Origin of the sequence: Bradyrhizobium cytisi (assembly GCF_008123515.1) — a bacterium.
Classification (GTDB): domain Bacteria; phylum Pseudomonadota; class Alphaproteobacteria; order Rhizobiales; family Xanthobacteraceae; genus Bradyrhizobium; species Bradyrhizobium cytisi.
This window is the reverse complement of the sequence record NZ_VSSR01000037.1, coordinates 1-18,652: the sequence shown is the minus strand read 5'-3', so window position 1 is coordinate 18,652 and position 18,652 is coordinate 1. Positions and strand designations below refer to the sequence as shown.

General features: G+C 65.0%; 16 protein-coding genes. 10 read left to right on the top strand and 6 right to left on the bottom strand.

Annotated elements, in window-relative coordinates; all coding sequences use genetic code 11:
- Nucleotides 1–191 precede the first annotated feature (191 nt).
- A complete protein-coding gene (locus tag FXB38_RS22230; protein WP_148753116.1) occupies nt 192–923 on the top strand; it encodes a Crp/Fnr family transcriptional regulator in 732 nt (243 codons plus the stop codon).
- A 10-nt stretch (nt 924–933) separates the two neighbouring features.
- On the opposite strand, the gene FXB38_RS22225 is transcribed toward FXB38_RS22230, so the two are convergent.
- The 4 genes from FXB38_RS22225 to FXB38_RS22210 form a co-directional block, all read right to left on the bottom strand.
- Entirely contained in the window at nt 934–1,593 is a 660-nt protein-coding gene (locus FXB38_RS22225; RefSeq protein ID WP_148753180.1) for a flavin reductase family protein, read from the bottom strand.
- A 111-nt stretch (nt 1,594–1,704) separates the two neighbouring features.
- Complete coding sequence (locus tag FXB38_RS22220; protein ID WP_148753115.1) at nt 1,705–2,184, bottom strand: MgtC/SapB family protein; 480 nt, start codon at nt 2,182–2,184, stop codon at nt 1,705–1,707.
- Nucleotides 2,181–2,759: a peroxidase-related enzyme gene (locus FXB38_RS22215; RefSeq protein WP_148753114.1), complete on the bottom strand. Its 579-nt coding sequence runs from the start codon at nt 2,757–2,759 to the stop codon at nt 2,181–2,183. Before FXB38_RS22215 ends, FXB38_RS22220 begins: the two co-directional genes overlap by 4 nt.
- A 210-nt stretch (nt 2,760–2,969) precedes the next feature.
- Nucleotides 2,970–4,709 carry an ATP-binding protein gene (locus FXB38_RS22210; RefSeq protein ID WP_148753113.1) on the bottom strand — a complete coding sequence of 580 codons (1,740 nt, stop codon included), beginning with the start codon at nt 4,707–4,709 and terminating at the stop codon, nt 2,970–2,972.
- A 440-nt stretch (nt 4,710–5,149) separates the two neighbouring features.
- Here FXB38_RS22210 and FXB38_RS22205 point away from each other — a divergent pair, with 440 nt between their 5' ends.
- Complete coding sequence (locus FXB38_RS22205; RefSeq protein WP_148753112.1) at nt 5,150–6,118, top strand: catechol 2,3-dioxygenase; 969 nt, start codon at nt 5,150–5,152, stop codon at nt 6,116–6,118.
- Here the strand turns inward: FXB38_RS22205 and FXB38_RS22200 are convergent.
- Both FXB38_RS22200 and FXB38_RS22195 read right to left on the bottom strand, forming a co-directional pair.
- Entirely contained in the window at nt 6,115–9,627 is a 3,513-nt protein-coding gene (locus FXB38_RS22200) for a molybdopterin cofactor-binding domain-containing protein (RefSeq protein ID WP_148753111.1), read from the bottom strand. The two genes, FXB38_RS22205 and FXB38_RS22200, sit on opposite strands and share 4 nt — an antisense overlap.
- On the bottom strand, nt 9,627–10,109 hold the full coding sequence (locus FXB38_RS22195; RefSeq protein ID WP_148753110.1) for a (2Fe-2S)-binding protein: 483 nt from the start codon (nt 10,107–10,109) through the stop codon (nt 9,627–9,629). The genes FXB38_RS22200 and FXB38_RS22195 overlap by 1 nt, the downstream gene beginning before the upstream one ends.
- A 238-nt stretch (nt 10,110–10,347) precedes the next feature.
- Here FXB38_RS22195 and FXB38_RS22190 point away from each other — a divergent pair, with 238 nt between their 5' ends.
- The 8 genes from FXB38_RS22190 to FXB38_RS22155 all read left to right on the top strand — a co-directional run bounded on the left by FXB38_RS22190 (nt 10,348) and on the right by FXB38_RS22155 (nt 18,560).
- Nucleotides 10,348–11,805, top strand: coding sequence for a 6-hydroxynicotinate reductase (locus FXB38_RS22190; protein WP_187435056.1), 1,458 nt, complete (start codon nt 10,348–10,350; stop codon nt 11,803–11,805).
- Complete coding sequence (locus FXB38_RS22185) at nt 11,802–12,698, top strand: UPF0280 family protein (protein ID WP_148753108.1); 897 nt, start codon at nt 11,802–11,804, stop codon at nt 12,696–12,698. Before FXB38_RS22190 ends, FXB38_RS22185 begins: the two co-directional genes overlap by 4 nt.
- Nucleotides 12,699–12,713: 15 nt before the next feature.
- Nucleotides 12,714–13,298: an amino acid synthesis family protein gene (locus FXB38_RS22180; RefSeq protein ID WP_148753107.1), complete on the top strand. Its 585-nt coding sequence runs from the start codon at nt 12,714–12,716 to the stop codon at nt 13,296–13,298.
- Between the two features lie 23 nt (nt 13,299–13,321).
- Complete coding sequence (locus tag FXB38_RS22175) at nt 13,322–14,524, top strand: ABC transporter substrate-binding protein (protein WP_148753106.1); 1,203 nt, start codon at nt 13,322–13,324, stop codon at nt 14,522–14,524.
- Between the two features lie 187 nt (nt 14,525–14,711).
- The gene (locus FXB38_RS22170) at nt 14,712–16,601 is read left to right on the top strand and encodes an ABC transporter permease (protein WP_148753105.1); all 1,890 of its coding nucleotides are present in this window, start codon (nt 14,712–14,714) and stop codon (nt 16,599–16,601) included.
- Nucleotides 16,598–17,389 carry an ABC transporter ATP-binding protein gene (locus tag FXB38_RS22165; protein WP_148753104.1) on the top strand — a complete coding sequence of 264 codons (792 nt, stop codon included), beginning with the start codon at nt 16,598–16,600 and terminating at the stop codon, nt 17,387–17,389. The genes FXB38_RS22170 and FXB38_RS22165 overlap by 4 nt, the downstream gene beginning before the upstream one ends.
- Nucleotides 17,386–18,090, top strand: a complete 705-nt coding sequence (locus FXB38_RS22160; RefSeq protein ID WP_148753103.1) for an ABC transporter ATP-binding protein — start codon at nt 17,386–17,388, stop codon at nt 18,088–18,090. Before FXB38_RS22165 ends, FXB38_RS22160 begins: the two co-directional genes overlap by 4 nt.
- A 14-nt stretch (nt 18,091–18,104) precedes the next feature.
- Nucleotides 18,105–18,560 carry a MarR family winged helix-turn-helix transcriptional regulator gene (locus tag FXB38_RS22155; protein WP_148753102.1) on the top strand — a complete coding sequence of 152 codons (456 nt, stop codon included), beginning with the start codon at nt 18,105–18,107 and terminating at the stop codon, nt 18,558–18,560.
- The last annotated feature ends 92 nt before the right edge of the window (nt 18,561–18,652 follow it).

Genomic DNA, 18,652 nt, shown 5'->3' with positions numbered 1-18,652 from the left:
GGCGGCAATCGCTCGATGTCGGCGGCTGCGTCGCCGTCGCGGGCCTTCTGCAGCAGCGCGTGGCGCTCGGCGCCGGCGTCCTTAACTTTTGTTGGAACCGGGGCGGTGGCTCCCGGGTTTCCCTGTGACGGCGCTATTGCGCTTTCGAAGTCCAATCCGGGTCCCATACTCACGACCGGAGCCAACCCGACGTGCCCAGCGATGAGATCCGCGCGGCGCTCATCAGGCGCCTGTGCATCTCGTCCGCGATCGCGGACGAGGACATCAAGGAGATCGAAGCCCTGCCGATCTCGGTGCGGCAGTACCCCGCCGAGACGGCGGTGGTGCGCGACGGCGAGCGCGCGACCGATTGCTGCCTGATCGCGGATGGATTCTGCGCGCGCTCCAAGACGATCGCGAGCGGCAAGCGGCAAATCCTTTCGCTGGACATCCCCGGCGAAATCCCGGACCTGATGAGCCTGTTCCTGCATGTGATGGACCATGATCTGTCGACGCTGACGCCGGCGACGCTCGGCTTCATCAGCCACGAGGCGCTGCTAAAGCTGCATCGCCGCAGGCCTGTTCTCGCCGAGATGTTCTGGCGCGACACGCTGATCGACGCGGCGATGTTCCGCGAATGGATCGTCAATGTCGGCCAGCGGCCCGCGCCCGCGCGGCTTGCGCATGTCATGGTCGAATTGCGCGAACGCCTGAGGATCATCGGGCGCGTCGACGAGGGCAGCTTCGAGATGCCGCTGACCCAGGAGCAGATCGGCGAAGCGCTGGGCATTACCGCGGTGCACGCCAATCGTGTGATCAGGCAGTTGCGCGAGGAGGGCATCGTCGAGCTGCATCGCGGACGCGTCACCGTGATCGACGAGCGGAGGTTTCTGGAATTGGCGGATTTCGACGACCGTTATCTGTACCAGTCGCCAACGCTTTGATGGATGTTCTTTACGACTCCCGCTGCCTCCAATCATCGAGGGTCGGCGTCGCCATGTCGAAACGGTCGCGAATGGTCGAGCAGGTGCTGCCGCCCAGCCTTGCAACGGCATCGAGCCGCGCCGGATCGATGTGCAGGCGCTCGGCGTCGACGACATCGGCGTGATAATGCGCGAACAGGATCTCGCCCATGATGATCTGCCGCGACTTGCCGAGCTCCAGCGTGATGTGGCGGCGGCATTCGAACGCGGCCGGCGCCTCCTTGATCCAGGGCGACGCCACGGTCTTGCCGGGCATCGCGGTCAGGCCCGCGGCCTTCAGTTCGTCATGCTCCGGCGAGAACGGCACGGCGCAGACATGCATCGCTTCGGCGATTGCGTGCGAGACGATGTTGACGGTGAACACCTCGGTCAGGCGGATGTTGAGACCGGTATCCTTGAACCGCATATCCGGATGGTTCTCGACGCCGAGCGCAAGGATCGGCGGATCGGCCGACAGGCAATTGAAGAAGCTGAACGGTGCTGCGTTGATCCGCCCGTCCGGATCGACCGTCGTCACCAGCGCGATCGGCCGCGGCACGACGGTGCCGATCAGCAGCTTGTATTTGTCGCGCGCCGACAGTTCGCGGAAGTCGAACGTCACGTCGCCGGGGTCGTGAGCACCGCTGTCCATCATGCCTCTCAGGTCCGAACGGCAATCGAACCAGCGACCACCGCGAATTTTTTCGGAACAATTATCAGCGCTTCAGACCAATATGCGAGCGGAAGATTTGAGCAAAGGCCGCTACGTTTTCCGCTGGTCCTCGTGCGGCTCGTCCTTGCCGCCAAGCGCGCGGTGCACGTGGCGCTCGATGCGCCGGCCGACCGTGAGCAGCACAAAGGCCAGCGCCAGCGCAACTGCGACGATCTTCCATTGCCCACCACCGCAGACCACGCCGAGGCAGGCGGCAAAGAAGGCGCAGGCGGCGCTGGTCAAACCGCGGACACGAAACCGCTCGCTCTCATGGACGATGACGCCGGCACCGAGGAAGCCGATGCCGGTGAGGATGCCCTGGATGACCCGGCTCGTCGCATCGGCGGCCTTGCCGGGCTCCGCGAGTTGCAGCGCCAGCAGGACCATTGTCGCGGTGGACAGGCCGACGATGCCGAGCGTCTTCAGCCCGATCGGCTTGCCATTCAGGTCGCGGTTGAGCCCGATCGCGCTGCCGGCGAGCGTCGCGACGCCGAGGCGCAGCAGGATTTCGGACCAGTCGAGCTCCGTCATTTTTTCGGCAGACGTCCCATCAGGTAAAACTCCTCGTTCGGCCGCATGCCGGTGAAATTCGCCAGCCGGTTCGACAGCGCGAAGAAGGCGGAGATCGCGGCGATGTCCCAGATGTCGTCGTCGCTGAAGCCGTGGGGACCGAGGCTTGCGAAATCCTCCTCGGAGACGCGCTGCGCGTCCGCCGAGATCTTCATCGCGAAATCGAGCATCGCCCTCTCGCGCGCCGTAATGTCGGCCTTGCGGTAGTTGATCGCGACCTGGTCGGCGATCACAGGATTTTTGGCGCGGATGCGCAGGATCGCGCCATGGGCGATCACGCAATATTGGCACTGGTTGGCCGCCGAGGTTGCCACCACGATCATCTCACGCTCGGCCTTGGTGAGGCCGCCGTCCTTCTCCATCAGCGCGTCGTGATAGGCGAAGAACGCGCGGAACTCGTCGGGCCGGTAGGCCAGCGTCAAAAACACGTTGGGCACGAAACCGCTCTTTTCCTGCACGGCGAGGAGACGCGTGCGGATGTCGTCAGGAAGCGTGTCGAGAGCGGGTGCGGGGAAGCGTTGCGCAGGCTTTATCATGGGCATGGATTCCGGCTAGGGGCCGGCAACCATAGTCGATGCGGGAGGCGGGCTCAACGTGCCGGTCTGCGCCCCGGACGCGGCGCAGCGCTTCTTCAGCGGTGCGCTGCAGGGCCGGGGCCCTTATTTCCGAGAAAGCAGTGTGTGCGGCATGGGTCCCGGCTCTGCGCAGCAACGCAAGAGCGTTGCAGCGCGTCCGGGACACGAGAGTTACCGCAGTGGCTTCTTCAGCAGCGAGAAGCGGTCCGGATCGAGGCCCATCGAGGGCTGCAGCATCGGTGTCTCGGCCGGCGCCAGCGTCTTGGCCGGCGGCGCCTGGAACACCGGGTCGTTCGGGACGTCGCGCTGCGAGGTCGCACCGCGCCAGCGCTCGAGCACGGCACCGACGAAATGCATGTCGTGACCGGAGGTGACCGACGGCACGCTCGAGATGGTGGCTTCGCCGCGCGGCAATTGATGCGGCGGCACCTCCTTGAAGCGCAGCCGTGTCGGCAGTGCGACGCCTTCGCCGAACGCCAGCACCTCGCGGGTGCCGAGCGATGGCACGAAGGACAGCAAATTCGCAGCCGCATCCGACACCGCGGCGCGCAGCAGCGCCTGGTCGCGCTCGTTGGCAAGACGCATCGTGAACAGCGTGTTGCACTGGGAGATGATGGTGGCGTCGAGCTCGGCGGGGCGCTGCGTGATCAGGCCGAGATAGACGCCGTATTTGCGGCCTTCCTTGGCGATGCGCGACACCGCCTTGCGGGTCGGGCCGAAACCGACATTGCGGTCGGCTGAGGCATAGCGGTGGGCTTCCTCGCAGACGAACAGCATCGGCGAGACGCCGTCGCTCCACAGGCCGAAATCGAAGGCCATGCGGCAAAGAACCGAAACGACGGAATCGATGACCTCAGCCGGGAAGCCGGCGAGCTGCATCACCGTCATCGGCTTGCCGTTGGCGGGCAGGCGGAACAGATGGCTGATCACTTCGGCCATGGTGTCGCCGCCGACATTGGCGTTGTCGAACATGAAGGCGTAGCGCGGATCGTTGCGGACCGCCTCGATGCGCGAGATCAGCTTATGATAGATGATGCGCGAGGACCGGTTTTCCAGCTTACCCATGCGCTCGTCGATCAGCGAGATCAGATCGACCAGGCGGTACGGCACCGGCGTATCGACGGTGAAGCCGATCTGCTTGGGATCGATGCGCTTCAGGCCGAGGCGATCGGTGTTCTGGTATTGCGTGTAGATGCCCTTGGCGATCGGAATGACTTCGGCGAGGACGTCGAGCTCCTCGGGCACGCCGGCGCGGCCGCCGAACAGCACGTCGACGATTTCCTCGAAATTGAACAGCCAGAACGGCAGCTTCAGGTTTCTCGGGTTGAGCACCAGCGCGCGGTCGCCGAAGCAGCGGCCATATTCGTTGTGCACGTCGAGCAGGAAGATGCGCAGGTTGGGCCGCGCTTTCAGGATCTCGTTGAGCAGCAGCGACACGCCGGTGGATTTGCCGACGCCGGTCGACCCCAGCACCGCGAAATGCTTGGAGAGCATTTCCTCGATATCGACATAGGCGACGACGGAGCGGTCCTGCTGGAGGAAGCCGACATTGATCTGGTCCGAACCGGTCGGCGCGTAGATGGTGCGCAGCTCCTGGCTGGTGATCAGGTCGACGGAATCGCCGATGGTCGGATAGTTGGTGACGCCGCGCTGAAACTTGGCCTTGTCGGCGGCGTTGAGGATTTCGCCGAGCAGATCGACCGACGCGATCGCGATCAGATTGTCGGTGCTCGAGAGATTTTCGCAGGACACCTCGGTGATCATGGCGACGATGACCGAGCTGGCGCAGCGGATGCTGACGAAGCGGCCGACGGTGGCCCGAACCTCCGAGACCGGCATCTGGCTTGCGGCCAGAAGCCCGACCCGGGCGAGCGACCCGCGAACCGAAATCACGCGTCCAAAGGATGTCACGATGGATGAACCTGGAAAGTCCGAGGAGTTTAACCCCGACTATGCGAGGCGGGGCTGGACAAACGGTTAAACGGCAGGCGCGGGGGCTTTGTTAAATCTGCGACAATTCGGTTGGTAGGTTTGTTCCCAATGCATGCTCGTCGGCGAAATCGGCCGGGAAATGCTGCTTCGCGGGGCCTTCGGGCGCAGAAACGAATTAAGGAAGATTTTACCATTCGGGCAGTCCGTCCGCCATTCGGCGGGACGGCCGTTCACGGCGGCGACGGCGCTCGTCCCGGGCAGGGCACACCTTGGTTTGTTGACGAGACCTAATCATTTGTACATTAGTACAAATGAACCCAGCAGCCTCGGTGCCGCCCCGGCGCATGCGCCAATTGCACCTGGCGCCAGATTGCGCGATTCCGGGAGACGGATCGCAAGCCACATTTTGGAGGAACCCCATGCAGCCCGAACCGATCCTCGATCTCGCTCATCTCGGCCACATGGAGCTGCTGACGCCGAAGCCTGACGAGAGCCTGAAATTCTTCGTCGACGTCATGGGCATGACGGTCAGCGGGCAGAAGGGCGAGTCGGTCTACTTGCGCGGCTGGGACGATTACGAGCGCTATTCGCTGAAGCTGACGGCGTCGAAGACGTCAGGCATGGAGCACATGGCGCTACGCGCGCGCAGCCAGCAGGCGCTGGAGCGTCGCGTCGCCGCGCTCAAAGGCTCGGGCTTCGACATCGGCTGGATCGACGGCGACATGGGGCAGGGGCCGACCTTTCGCTGCCGCGACCCCGACGGCCACATCGTCGAGCTCTATTACGAGACCGAATGGTATCAGGCGCCACCGGAGCTCAAACCCGCACTCAAGAACCAGGCGCAGCGCTTTCCCGCGCGCGGCGTCAATGTCCGCCGGCTCGATCATCTCAATTGCCTTGCCGTCGACATCAAGGCCAACCGCGAGTTCTTCGAGAACTATCTCGGCTGCCGCCTGACCGAGCAGATCGTGCTCAATGACGGCCGCGAAGCTGCAATGTGGCTGACGATGACGAACAAGAGCTATGACTTCGCCTATTCGCTCGACCATTCCGGTACGCCCGGCCGCTTCCACCACGTCACCTACGCGCTCGACAGCCGCGAGGAGATTCTTCGCGCTGCAGATATCTTCCTGGAGAACGGCATTCACATCGAGACCGGCCCGCACAAGCATGCGATCCAGCAGACCTTCTTCCTCTATGTCTACGAGCCCGGCGGCAACCGCGTCGAGGTCGCCAACGCCGGCGCCCGCCTCATCCTTGCACCGGACTGGAAGCCGATCGTGTGGACGGAAGAAGAGCGCAAGAAGGGCCAGGCTTGGGGATTGAAGACGATCGAGTCCTTCCACACCCACGGCACGCCGCCGGTGGAAGTGAAGAAGCACGCTTAATGTGCTGACGCACGGATGCGCGCGATCGTCTCGCGGACGCCGGTCCATGCCGGCTTGTCCGGCGCAAACTGCCCGCGCAGGAAGGTGATGAGCTCCTCGACCTGGGCGTCGCTCATGCTGCCCCTGAACGCCGGCATGTAGCCGAGGTCGCTCGATGCGGGCTCAGCGATGCCGTGCAGGATCACCTGCACGAGATTGTCCGATGTCGCACTGTGCAGATTGCTGTTGACCGCGAGCGAGGGACGGCTGCCGAACAGCGGCAGGCCGCCGACCTCGTGGCAGACGGCGCAGGCGCCCTGATAGAGCCGTGCGCCGCTGGACGAGGCGACGGTGACCTGCGTCGCGCGCTCCAGCCTCGCTGCCAGGGCGGGCGCGTCGGCCGTCGTGTCGTTGAACGAGCCGAGATAGACAGCCATCGCGCGGATGTCGGGGTCGGGCAGCGCTTTGAGATCCCTGACAACAGGCGCCATCGGCCCGGCGGCGACGCCGTGGTAGCGCGAATGGCCGGTGCGCAAATAGGCGAACAGCTCGTCCTCGCTCCATGGGATCGGCGCGTGCGAGAGCGAGGTCAGCGGCGGCGCCTCCCAGCCCTCGGCAGAGCCGCCGGCGAGATAGGCCTGGCGCTGCTCGGCGCCGAGCGCATTGCGCGGCGAATGGCAGCCGCTGCAATGGCCAAGGCTCTCGACCAGATAGGCACCGCGATTCCACTGTTCGGATTTGGCGGGATCGGGCTTGAACTCCTTGGTCTGGTGGAACAGCGCATTCCACCCCGCGAGCAGTGGGCGCAGATTGAAGGGGAAGGCCAGATTGTTCGCCGGAGCTCTCGCGCGCGCCGCGGGCTGCGCCATCAGATAGGCGTAGAGCGCCTGCATGTCGGCATCATCGGTCTTCGAAAAGTGGGTGTAAGGGAAGGCGGGATAGAGCTGCCGTCCGTCGCGATGCAGCCCGTCGCGCATCGCGCGCTCGAAGGCGGGATACGACCAGGCGCCGATGCCGGTCTCGACGTCGGGCGTGATGTTGGTCGAATAAATCGTGCCGAACGGCGTCTCCAGTGCGCGACCGCCGGCGTTGAGCACGCCCGTGAGGCTGGTGTGGCACTCAGCGCAATTGCCGAGGGCCGCAAGCTGCTGGCCGCGCGCGATTGTCGCGGCGGAATAGACTGATGCATCGGGCCGCGCGATGGGCGCAATGGCGCGCCCGGGCAGAAGCGCCGCGCCGATGCCGATCGCGGCGGTGCAGACGGCCGCAACCGTTGCGAAAATACCGGCGCGTTTGGCGAACGGATTTTCCCAGATGCGAGACGGCGGCGGCGTGGCGGGGGCGGGCAGGGCCTGCGGCACGGGCGATGTCTCGCCGTGCAATCCCCTGAGGATCCGCTCCGGCGTGAACGGCGGCTCGCGGAAGCGCACGCCGGTGGCATCGAAGATCGCATTCGCAATCGCCGCTGCGCTCGGGACTGAGGCGGACTCGCCGACGCCGAGCGGCGGCTGGTCCGGCCGCGGCAGCATCAGCACGTCGATCTTGGGCACGTCGGGGAAGGGGATGATCGGATAGGCGCCCCATTCCCGCGCCGCCACGGCGCCGCGCTCGAACGAAACCTCCTCCATCAGAGCGCGGCTGGTGGACTGGATAACGTTGCCGTGGATCTGGTGGCGCACGCCGTCCGGATTGATCATCAATCCGGAATCCTGTCCGGCGACGACGCGGGTGACGCTGACGTTGCCGGTAGTCTTATTCACCGCGACGTCGGCGACCCACGCCGACCAGGCTGCGCCATAGCCCGGAAATTTGCTGTGAACATAGAGCGCATAGGCAAAGCCGCGCCCGTGCACGACCTCGCCGTCTTTCTCCTCGCGGACCGGCCGCGGCGTCCAGCCCGCGCGCTCGGCTACCGCATTGACGAGATCGACGGCGCGCTGGTCTTTGAGATAGCGCAGGCGATATTCAATGGGATCGACGCCGGCCTCGGTCGCGGCCTCGTCGATATAGGATTCATGCGCAAAGGTGTTCGGCAGCGCCGAGACGCCGCGAAACCAGGACGCGCGCACGATCGGCGCCATGTCATGTGCGACGACGCGCATGTTGTCGTAATCATAGGGCGGGATCGCGGTGCGGTCGCCCATCTCGAGCACGGCAGGTTCAAGCGAGATTCGGCCGGTCAGCAGCAGCGCGAGCGTCGGTGCCGCGTTCGATGGATAGCGCGTGGCGAGATCGTAACCCGCGATGCCGCCGTCGGCATCGAGGCCGCCGTTGACGTCGATGAGCTGCGCGGCGCCCTTGGGCTCCCAGGCGTGCTCCTGCTCGCGCGTCAACTGCACGCGCACAGGCCGGCCGACCGCGCGGGATAGCAACAGCGCGTCGGCGCTGACGTCGTCGGCGCAATTGCGGCCGTAGCAGCCGGCGGCCTCGAGCCGGATGACCTCGACCTCACTCTCCGGACGCTCGATGAGCAGAGCGAGATCGCTGCGCAGCAGGTGCGGATTCTGCGTGCCGGACCAGACGCGGACATTGCCATCCCGGAAATCTGCGACCGCGCAGGACGGGCCGATCGAGGCGTGCATCTGGTACGGCCAGACATAGGTGCGGTGCATCGGCTTGGCCGCGCCTGATATCGCCGTATCGACGTCGCCCTTGTCGATCAGCGTGCGCGGCGTCGACGGATGGGCGCGTAGCGCGGTCTCGACATCGGCGAGATCGGCGAGCTCTGGCGTCGGCTTCCAGGTCACCGCGAGCTGTTCCGCCGCGCGAACAGCATTCTCCTCCCGCTCGGCGACCACGCCGACGAAATCGCCGATGCGGACGACGGCCACAAGGCCGGGGATGTGGCGCACGGAAGCTTCGTCAACCGCGATCAGGCTGGTGCCGACGAACGGGCCGGCATCGACGCCGGAGTAGGGCGGGCGCACCACGCGGCCGTGCAGCATGCCGGGCAAGCGAATGTCGTGGACGAAGGTCAGCTCGGCGGTGGCCTTGGCGGGAAGATCGACGCGCGGCAGCGACTGGCCGACGATGGCGTAGTCGCTGGCGGCCTTGACGGCGACGTCGTCGGCGAGTTCGAGGCGAATGGTCTCGCCGCCGATCAGCTCGCCATAGCTGACGCTGCGATTATGGCCGCGGACGAGGCCGTCTTCGATGCTGAGATCGGCAGCCGGGAGCTCCAGCCGCTCTGCCGCGCGCGCGGTCAGGAAGTGGCGCGCCTGGGCTGCGGCCTTGCGCAGCGGGACGGCAGTGATCTGGATGGTCTCGCTCGCAATCGTCGGGCCCTGGTTCGGCACGATGGCAGTGTCGCCGAGCACCACGACCACGCGCGCAAAGGAGACGTCGAGCTCTTCGGCGACGATCTGGCCGAGTGCGGTACGGATGCCGGTACCGAGATCGACATGGCCGTTATAGGCCGTGACCGACCCATCCGCGGTGATGCGGACGAAGGTTTCGGACGTAATCTCGTCCACGGTGCGGACGACGACGAGCGAACCCCGCTCAGTTCCGTTCGAGAGAGGCGAGGCCATCAGTCACCGGCCTCGGCAAGCTGGCCCGATGCGCGCATCACGGCGCGCAGGATTTCGACGTGCGTGCCGCAGCGGCAGAGATTGTAGCGCAGCGCAGCGAGCGCTTCCTGCTCGGTTGGTTGCGGGTTGATCGCAAGCAGCGCCTTGGTGGTCATGATCATGCCGCTGAGGCAGTAGCCGCATTGCGCGGCCTGCTCGGCGATGAAGGCCTGCTGCACCACATCAGGCTTGTCGCGCGTTCCGAGCCCTTCGAGCGTGACTATGTCGCGCCCGGCGCAGCCGGCCACTGGAATGACGCAAGAGCGTGCGGCCGCGCCGTCGATCAGGACAGTGCAGGTGCCACATTCACCGAGGCCGCAACCATATTTTGGGCCGTTGAGGCCGAGATCATTGCGCAGCACATAGAGCAGCGGCGTCTGGCGCTCTGCCGTGACGTCGTGGATCCTGCCGTTCACGGTGAGGCGGATCGGTGTCTGCGTCATCCTCGTTCCCAAACCCTGCGATCGCAAAAATTGTACGTCGCGACGATACCGTTTGTACACAAACGTGCAAGCGGCCATGCCGCAGTGCAGCGCAGCTGCCCGCTTTGTGGACAAGGCAGGGAGGCAAATGAGGTTTTATTCGGCAGGCGCTCGTTTTCCTTCGCGGCGCCGCTTGACAGCACTCAGGACCGCGCGCAACATCGTTCGTATACGAATGATAACCGCCGCTGGCTTTGACATGGTGATGGAAACAACGAGCGCTGCCATCGACAAGATCCGCTGCGATGCCTGTCCAGTGATGTGCTACATCAAGCCGGGCGCGGCGGGCGCTTGCGACCGCTATGCCAATCACGACGGCAAGCTTGTCCGCGTCGATCCGCACATCATCCTCGAACGCACGGTTTCGCAGGGCGGCAAGCTCGTGCCGTTCAGCCGCACCGAAGACTGGGACGGCAAGATCGTCCATGAGCCCTCCACCTTCGTGACCGCGATCGGCGCGGGCACGACCTATCCCGATTACAAGCCAGCGCCGTTCATCGTCTCCTCCGAGATCGACGGCGTCGACATGGTGACCGTGGTCACCGAGGGCATCTTCTCCTATTGCGGCATCAAGGTGAAGATCGACACCGATCGCTATCTCGGCCCGGAAACCGCAACCGTGCGCGCGCAGGGTGAGGCGATAGGTCACGTCACAACCAGCGAATACGGCTCGCAGATGCTGTCGCTCGGCGGCGTGCATCATCTCACCGGCGGCTCCAAGAAGGAGGGCCGCGTCACCTGCGACACGTTGATGGACCTCGCCAATTGCAAGGCGGTGGAGCTCACCATCGACGGTGGCGCGAGCGTGGTGGTGCAGGCCGGCCGGCCCCCGATCGTCAATGGCGTGAAGGAAGAGCGCATGCGCGTCGGCTGCGGCTCAGCGACGATCGGCATGTTCGCCAAGCAATGGCACGGCAAGGTCGACGAGGTCGTCGTGGTCGATGACCACATCACCGGCGTGCTCAGCGAGCACCAGGCCGGCAAGCTGCTCGACATCGCCGATACCGGCATCAAGATGAAGGGCCGGCGCTCGACGCCCGGCCGCTATTTCCAGGTCGCCGATCCCGGCACCGGCTGGGGCGGCACTGACATCTCCGATCCGCTGGCGATCCTTGGGCCGTTCGACGCCAAGGAGGCAAAGCCCGGCCTCTCGATGCTGATGGTCTCCACGACCGGCGAGCATTCCTCTTACTACGTGCTCGACGAAACCTTGAAGCCGGTCGAAACGGAGATGCCTGATGACCTGAAATTCTCGGTCGAGCGCATCCAGGAGAATTGCGAGCCCGCGCTGTGCACCGTGCTGTTCATGGCCGGCGCGGGGGGGTCGTTGCGCGCCGGCGTCACCGACAATCCGGTGCGGCTGACGCGCTCGGTGAAGGACGCGCTGACGCGTGTCACCAGCGGCGGCGCGGCGGTCTATGTCTGGCCGGGCGGCGGCATCACCTACATGGTCGATGTGACGCAAATGCCGTCAGGCGCGTTCGGCTACGTGCCGACGCCGGCGCTGGTTGCGCCGATCGAGTTCACGATGAAATTGACCGACTATGCCGCGCTCGGCGGGCACATGGACTATGTGAAGCCGCTGTCCGAGGTGAGGGGCGGTGACGATGTCCGTCAGCTGCCTTGGCAGAACCCGATCCCGGGACGGCGGGCATGACACGGCTCCCGCAAATCGCATTGCTGTCTGATGGTCGGCGGCTGCATTTGCAGGATGGACCGATTGATCTGATCGTCGAAGCGAGGGGACGCGAGCACGAGGTGCGCGCGGCTTATGAGGCCGCAGTGCGCCGCTTCACCGGTCTGCTCGACGAGCTCTGTGCGGAATTGCCGGAACTGAGGGCTGGCGCCGAGAAGCTGACCTCGCTGAAGGGCGTGGTGGCGCGTCGGATGCACGCCGCTGTCGCGCCTCATGCCGCCGATTGTTTCATCACGCCGATGGCTGCGGTGGCAGGCAGCGTGGCGGAAGAGATTCTCGGCGCGATGCTGGACGCTGCGTCGCTCGACCGGGTCTACGTCAACAATGGCGGCGATATCGCGCTGCATCTCGGGCGGGGCGAGCATTTTTCGATCGGGCTGATGGATCGGCCGGACCGCGACGGCGTGATGCGCACCATCAGGGTCGATGCCGATGATCCGGTGCACGGCATCGCGACCAGCGGCCGTCACGGCCGCAGCTTTTCACTCGGCATCGCCGATGCGGTGACGGTGCTGGCGGCGACGGCGTCGCAAGCCGACGCGGCTGCGACTGTTATCGCCAATGCCGTCGATCTGCCCGGGCATCCCGCCATCGTCCGGCAACCCGCAAACGAGCTTCAGCCCGACAGCGATCTCGGCGCGCACCTCGTCACCCGTGCGGTCGGTGAATTGTCGCAGAGCGAGATCGCAGCCGCGCTCGAATCTGGCGCGGAATGTGCACGGCAGTTATTCGATCGCGGACTGATCGAGGGTGCCGTGCTGCGGCTTTGTGGTGATATGCTTGTCATCGGAACCAGGGATATAGAAGAGCAGCGACCGCGTCAGCTTGCGCTGGAGAACGCGGACTGTGCCTGAACAGGGAAGCGAAGCATGAGCGCGATCATCCGCAAGATCGTCACCGTCGTCGAAGAGACGCAGATGGAGATGGGCCGCCAGGTTTCGCCGCCGACCCGGCGCGCCGCGGCGATTGCCGTGATCGAAAATCCCTTTGCCGGACGATACGTCGAGGACCTGTCGCCGCTGATCGCGATCGGCGAGGAGCTCGGCGAGCTCCTGGCGAAACGCGCGGTCGCCGCACTCGGCATCGACGGTACGAAGGCGCAGAGCTACGGCAAGGCCGCGGCTGTCGGCGAAAACGGTGAGCTGGAACATGCGGCAGCGATTCTCCACCCCAAGATGGGTGCGCCGGTGCGCAAGGTGCTGAGCAAGGGCGCGGCGCTGATTCCGTCGTCGAAGAAGCGCAGCGGCCCCGGCACGACGCTCGACATTCCGCTCGGCCACAAGGATGCGGCCTTCGTGCGCAGTCATTTCGACGGCATGGAAGTGCAGATCAACGACGCGCCGCGCGCCAACGAGATCATGGTCGCAGTCGCCGTCACCGACAGCGGCCGTCCGCTGCCGCGCGTCGGCGGGCTGACGGTTGCGGAGATCAAGGGCGAAGACGGTTTGAGATGATCTTTCAAAAAGTGGAGGTTGGGATGCGAGCAAAGAATTACTTCGTCGGCGCGGCGTTCGCGCTGCTGGCAAGCGGCATGGCTCATTCGGCCCTGGCGCAGGACATCAAGATCGGCGAGATCAACAGCTACTCGCTGCTGCCGGCCTTCACCGAGCCCTATCGCAAGGGCTGGCAGCTCGCCGTCGAAGAGATCAACGCGGCCGGCGGCATCAACGGCAAGAAGCTTGTCGTCATCTCCAAGGACGACGGCGGCAAGCCGGCGGATGCGCAGACCGCGGCCAACGAGCTCGTCTCCAGCGAGGGCGTCGCGATGCTGACGGGCACGTTCCTGTCAAACATCGGCCTCGCGGTCAGCGACTTCGCCAACCAGAAGAAAGTGTTCTTCCTCGCGGCCGAGCCGCTGACGGACGCCGTGACCTGGGCCAAGGGCAACAAGTACACCTTCCGCCTGCGTCCCTCCAACTACATGCAGGCCGCGATGCTGGTGGAAGCCGCCAGCAAGCTGCCGGCCAAACGCTGGGCGACCATCGCGCCGAACTACGAATACGGCCAGTCGGCGGTCGCGGTGTTCAAGAAGCTGATGTCGGAGAAGCGCCCCGATATCCAGTGGGTCGACGAGCAGTGGCCGCCGCAGGGCAAGATCGACGCCGGCCCGGTGGTGCAGGCGGTGGCGCAGGCCAATCCGGAAGCCATCCTCAACGTCACTTTCGGCCCGGACCTCGTCAAGCTCGTGCGTGAAGGCAATACCCGCGGGCTCTTCAAGGGACGCGAGGTCGTGTCGTTCCTGACCGGCGAGCCCGAATATCTCGACCCGCTGAAGGAGGAGACGCCCGAGGGCTGGATCGTCACCGGCTATCCCTGGTACTCGATCAAGACGCCCGAGCATGACGCGTTCCTGAAGGCCTACCAGACCAAGTACAACGACTATCCGCGCCTCGGCTCGATCGTCGGCTACCAGACCATCAAGGCGGCTGCCGCCATCCTCGCCAAGGCCGGCTCGACCGATACCGACAAGATGATCGCAGCGGCCGAAGGTCTTTCGATGCCGTCGCCGTTCGGCGAGATCACCTTCCGCAAGATCGACCACCAGTCGACCCTTGGCGCCTTCGTCGGCAAGACCGCGCAGAAGGACGGCAAGGGCGTGATGGTCGACTTCTCCTACAAGAAGGGCTCGGACTATCTGCCTGGTGATGCCGAAGTCGAGAAGCTGCGTCCGAAGGATTGATGATCTTCTCCCTCGCCCCGCTCTTCGCGGGGAGAGGGCTGGGGTGAGGGGCTCTCTCCACGCCCCCGCTGGTGGAGAGAGCCCCTCACCCGGATCGCACCGGACGATGCTTCGCATCGCCGAGGGCGATCCGACCTCTCCCCGCAAGAGCGGGGAGAGGTGAATTCAGACCCAACCCGGACCGCCGATGGCCTTTTACGTCGTACAGTTTCTGACCGGTCTCGCTAGCGCAGCGTCGCTGTTCCTGGTGGCCTCGGGCCTGTCGATCATCTTTGGCGTGACGCGGATCGTGAATTTCGCGCATGGCGCCTTCTACATGATCGGCGCCTACATCGCCTTCACGCTGACCGAGCGCTTCTCAGGCGCGTTCGGCTTCTGGGGCGGGGTGCTCGTGGCAGCGCTCGCCGTGGCGCTGATCGGCGTCCTTGTCGAGATGGTGCTGCTCCGGCGGATCTATCATGCGCCCGAACTGTTCCAGCTGCTCGGTACATTTGGCCTGACCCTGATGGTCGAAGACCTCGTGGTGCTGATCTGGGGACCCGACGATCTCGTCGGCCGCCGCGCGCCGGGCTTCAAGGGCGCGGTCGATTTCTTCGGCCAGAACATCCCGAGCTATGATCTGTTCCTGATCGCGCTCGGGCCGGTCGTGCTCGGCATTCTCTGGCTGCTGTTCCAGCGCACGCGCTGGGGCGTGCTGGTGCGCGCGGCGACGCAGGACCGCGACATGGTCGCAGCGCTCGGCGTCAACCAGAAATGGCTGTTCACCTCAGTGTTCGCGGTCGGCGTCTTCCTGGCTGCGTTGGGCGGCGCGCTCCAGATCCCGCGCGATGCCGTGCATCACGCCATGGATTTGCGCATCATCGTCGAGGTCTTCGTCGTGGTCGTGATCGGTGGGCTTGGCAGCATCATCGGCGCCTTCGTTGCGGCCGTGCTCGTGTCCGAACTGAACGCCTTCGGCATCCTCATCTTCCCGAAGATCTCGATCATCCTGGTCTTCCTGGTGATGGCGGTGGTGCTGATCGTCCGTCCGTGGGGCCTGTTCGGCAAGCCCGAGGCGCCCGCGCGCAAGACGCCGGGTCTCACCGTCAATCCCTGGCGGCCGCTGACGTCGAACGAGCGGCTGGCGGCGCTCGCAGCCCTCGTCATCGCGGCGACGTTGCCGCTGTTCGCCGGCAATTACGCACTCACCGTCGGCTCCGAGATCGCGATCTTCGTGATCTTCGCCGTCAGCCTGCACTTCCTGATGTCGGTCGGCGGGCTTGCGTCGTTTGGCCATGCGGCCTATTTCGGCCTCGGCGCGTATGGCGTCGCCTTCCTCGCCAAGATGGCGGGGCTGCCGATGATCGTCTGTCTCTTGCTCGGACCGCTGCTCGGCTGCATGGGCGCCGCGGTATTCGGCTTCTTCGCGGTGCAGCTCTCCGGCGTCTATTTCGCCATGCTGACACTCGCCTTTGCACAGATCGTGTGGTCGATCGCGTTCCAGTGGGTGAGTGTGACCGGCGGCGACAACGGTATTTTGAGCATCTGGCCGGAGAAATGGGCGGCGAGCCCGTCGCATTTCTACTGGCTGGCACTCGGTGTCGCGGCGCTCGTGACCATTGCGCTCCGGATCGCGGTGTTCTCGCCATTCGGCTATGCGCTCCGCGCCACGCGCGACTCGGTGCTGCGCAGCGAGGCGGTCGGCATCAACGCCAAGCGCATCCAGTGGACCGCGTTCGTGATTGCGGGCACCACCGCCGGCATCGGCGGTGCGCTGTTCGCCTACCTCAAGGGCAGCGTCTTCCCGGATAATCTCGGCATCTCGCTGTCGGTCGATGCGCTGGTCATGGTGCTGCTCGGCGGCGTCGAGACGGTGTCGGGCGGGGTGATCGGCGCCATCGTCTACAAGGCGCTGAACATCTGGCTGGTGAGCCAGACCGATCTGTCAAAACTGGTGCTCGGCGGCTTCATCGTGCTGATCGTCGTCGTCTTCCCCAAGGGCATTGTCGGCATGCTGGAGCTGCTGGCGCAGCGGCGCAGGAAGTCATCGCCGCCGGGATCTTCCCTGCTTGCCAAGCCGATCGAGTCCACCGAATGAGCGCCGCACCCCCACTTCTCGCGGTCGAAGGCCTGACCAAATCCTACGGCGGCATCCACGCCGTGCGCGGCGTCTCGTTCTCTCTGCGTGCCGGCGAAATTCTGGCGTTGATCGGCCCGAACGGTGCGGGCAAGAGCACCTGCTTCGATATGCTCAACGGCCAGAACAAGCCTGATACCGGCCATGTCCGCCTGCTCGGCGAGGAAACCACCGGCAAGAGGCCGCGCGACATCTGGCGCATGGGCGTTGGACGCACCTTCCAGATCACGGCCACTTTCGCCACCATGACCGTACGCGAGAACGTCCAGGTCGCGCTGATCTCGCACGGCAAGCAGCTGTTCAATCTCTGGGGCTCGGCGCCGAATGTCGACCGCGGCGAGGCCGGGCGGCTGCTCGAGCTGGTCGGGATGAGCGGCTATGCGGATCGACCCTGCGGCGAGCTTGCCTATGGCGACCTCAAGCGCCTCGAGCTTGCGGTCGCGCTTGCCAACCAGCCGAAACTGCTCTTGATGGACGAGCCGACCGCCGGCATGGCGCCGCGCGAGCGCGTCGAGCTGATGCGGCTCACCGCGCAAATCGCGCGAGAAAAATCGATTGGCGTGCTCTTCACCGAGCACGACATGGACGTGGTGTTCGAGCATGCCGACCGCATCATCGTGCTCAATCGTGGCACGTTGATCGCCGAGGGCTCGCCGGCCGAGGTGCGCGGCAATCCGCAGGTGCAGGCGATCTATCTCGGCGAAGGTCTGCTCTACGAGGCCGGGCATCGCGAGGGGGCCTCCATATGAAGCTCACGGTGCAAGACCTCAACAGCCATTACGGCCCGGCGCATATCCTGTTCGACATTGGTTTCGAGGTCGGCGAGGGCGAGGTCGTGGCGCTGCTCGGGCGTAATGGCGCCGGCAAGTCGACCACGTTCCGCTCGATCGTCGGACTCGTCGCGCAACGCACCGGCCGCATCATGTTCGAGGGCAAGGACGTCTCGGCATGTCCGACGCATGAGATCGTGCGCGAAGGCCTCGGCTATGTGCCGGAAGAGCGGCGCATCTTCACCGATCTGACGGTGGAAGAGAATCTCGAAGTCGGTCGCCAGCCGAAGCGCCCGAATGCGCCGTACTGGACCCGCGAAAAGCTGTTCACGCTGTTTCCGAATCTCGGCGAGATGAAGGGGCGTCCCGGTGGCCGCATGAGCGGTGGCGAGCAGCAGATGCTGACGATCGCACGCACGCTGATGGGCAATCCGTCGCTGGTGCTGCTCGACGAGCCCTCGGAAGGCCTGTCGCCGAAAATCGTGGAGCAGATGGTCGATGCCATCCTGACCATGAAGAAGGAGGGCGTCAGCATCGTCGTCTCCGAGCAGAATTTGCACTTTGCGCGGTTGATTTCCGATCGCGCCTATATCATCGAGCGCGGCCGCATCTGCTTTGGCGGGACCATGGCCGAGCTCGATGCGCGTCCGGATATCCGCGACGCGCATCTGTCGTTGTGAGAGGCGGGGAGCGGATGGCGAAAAGCGTTACGGCAAAGAAGAGCCTGAAGCAGGGCAAGCCGCCTTACGTGCTCGACGAACAGGTCGGCTTCATCCTGCGCCAGGTCTGGCAGCGCCACAGCTCGATTTTCTCCCGCGACATCGGCACCAATCTGACGCCGACGCAATGGGCGGCGCTGTCAAAGCTCGCCGAGACCGGGCCGTGCTCGCAGAACCAGCTCGGACGGCTCACGGCAATGGACGTCGCGACCATCAAGGGCGTGATCGATCGCCTCACGGTCCGCGGCTTGACCGAGACGAGCCAGGATCCCGAGGATGGGCGGCGCCTGCTTGTGAGCCTGACGCGCGCCGGTCAGCAGCTTGCGGAAAAGCTAGCGCCGAATGCGATTGCGATCACCCGCGAGACGCTGGCGCCGCTGGACGCGAAAGAGCGCGAGCTGCTGATGGGGCTTCTCAATAAGCTGAGGTGAAGCCGGTCTCGTAGGGTGGGCAAAGGCGCAAAGCGCTGTGCCCACCATCCTTCATCGCTTTGCAGGCGCGGTGGTGGGCACGCTTCGAGACT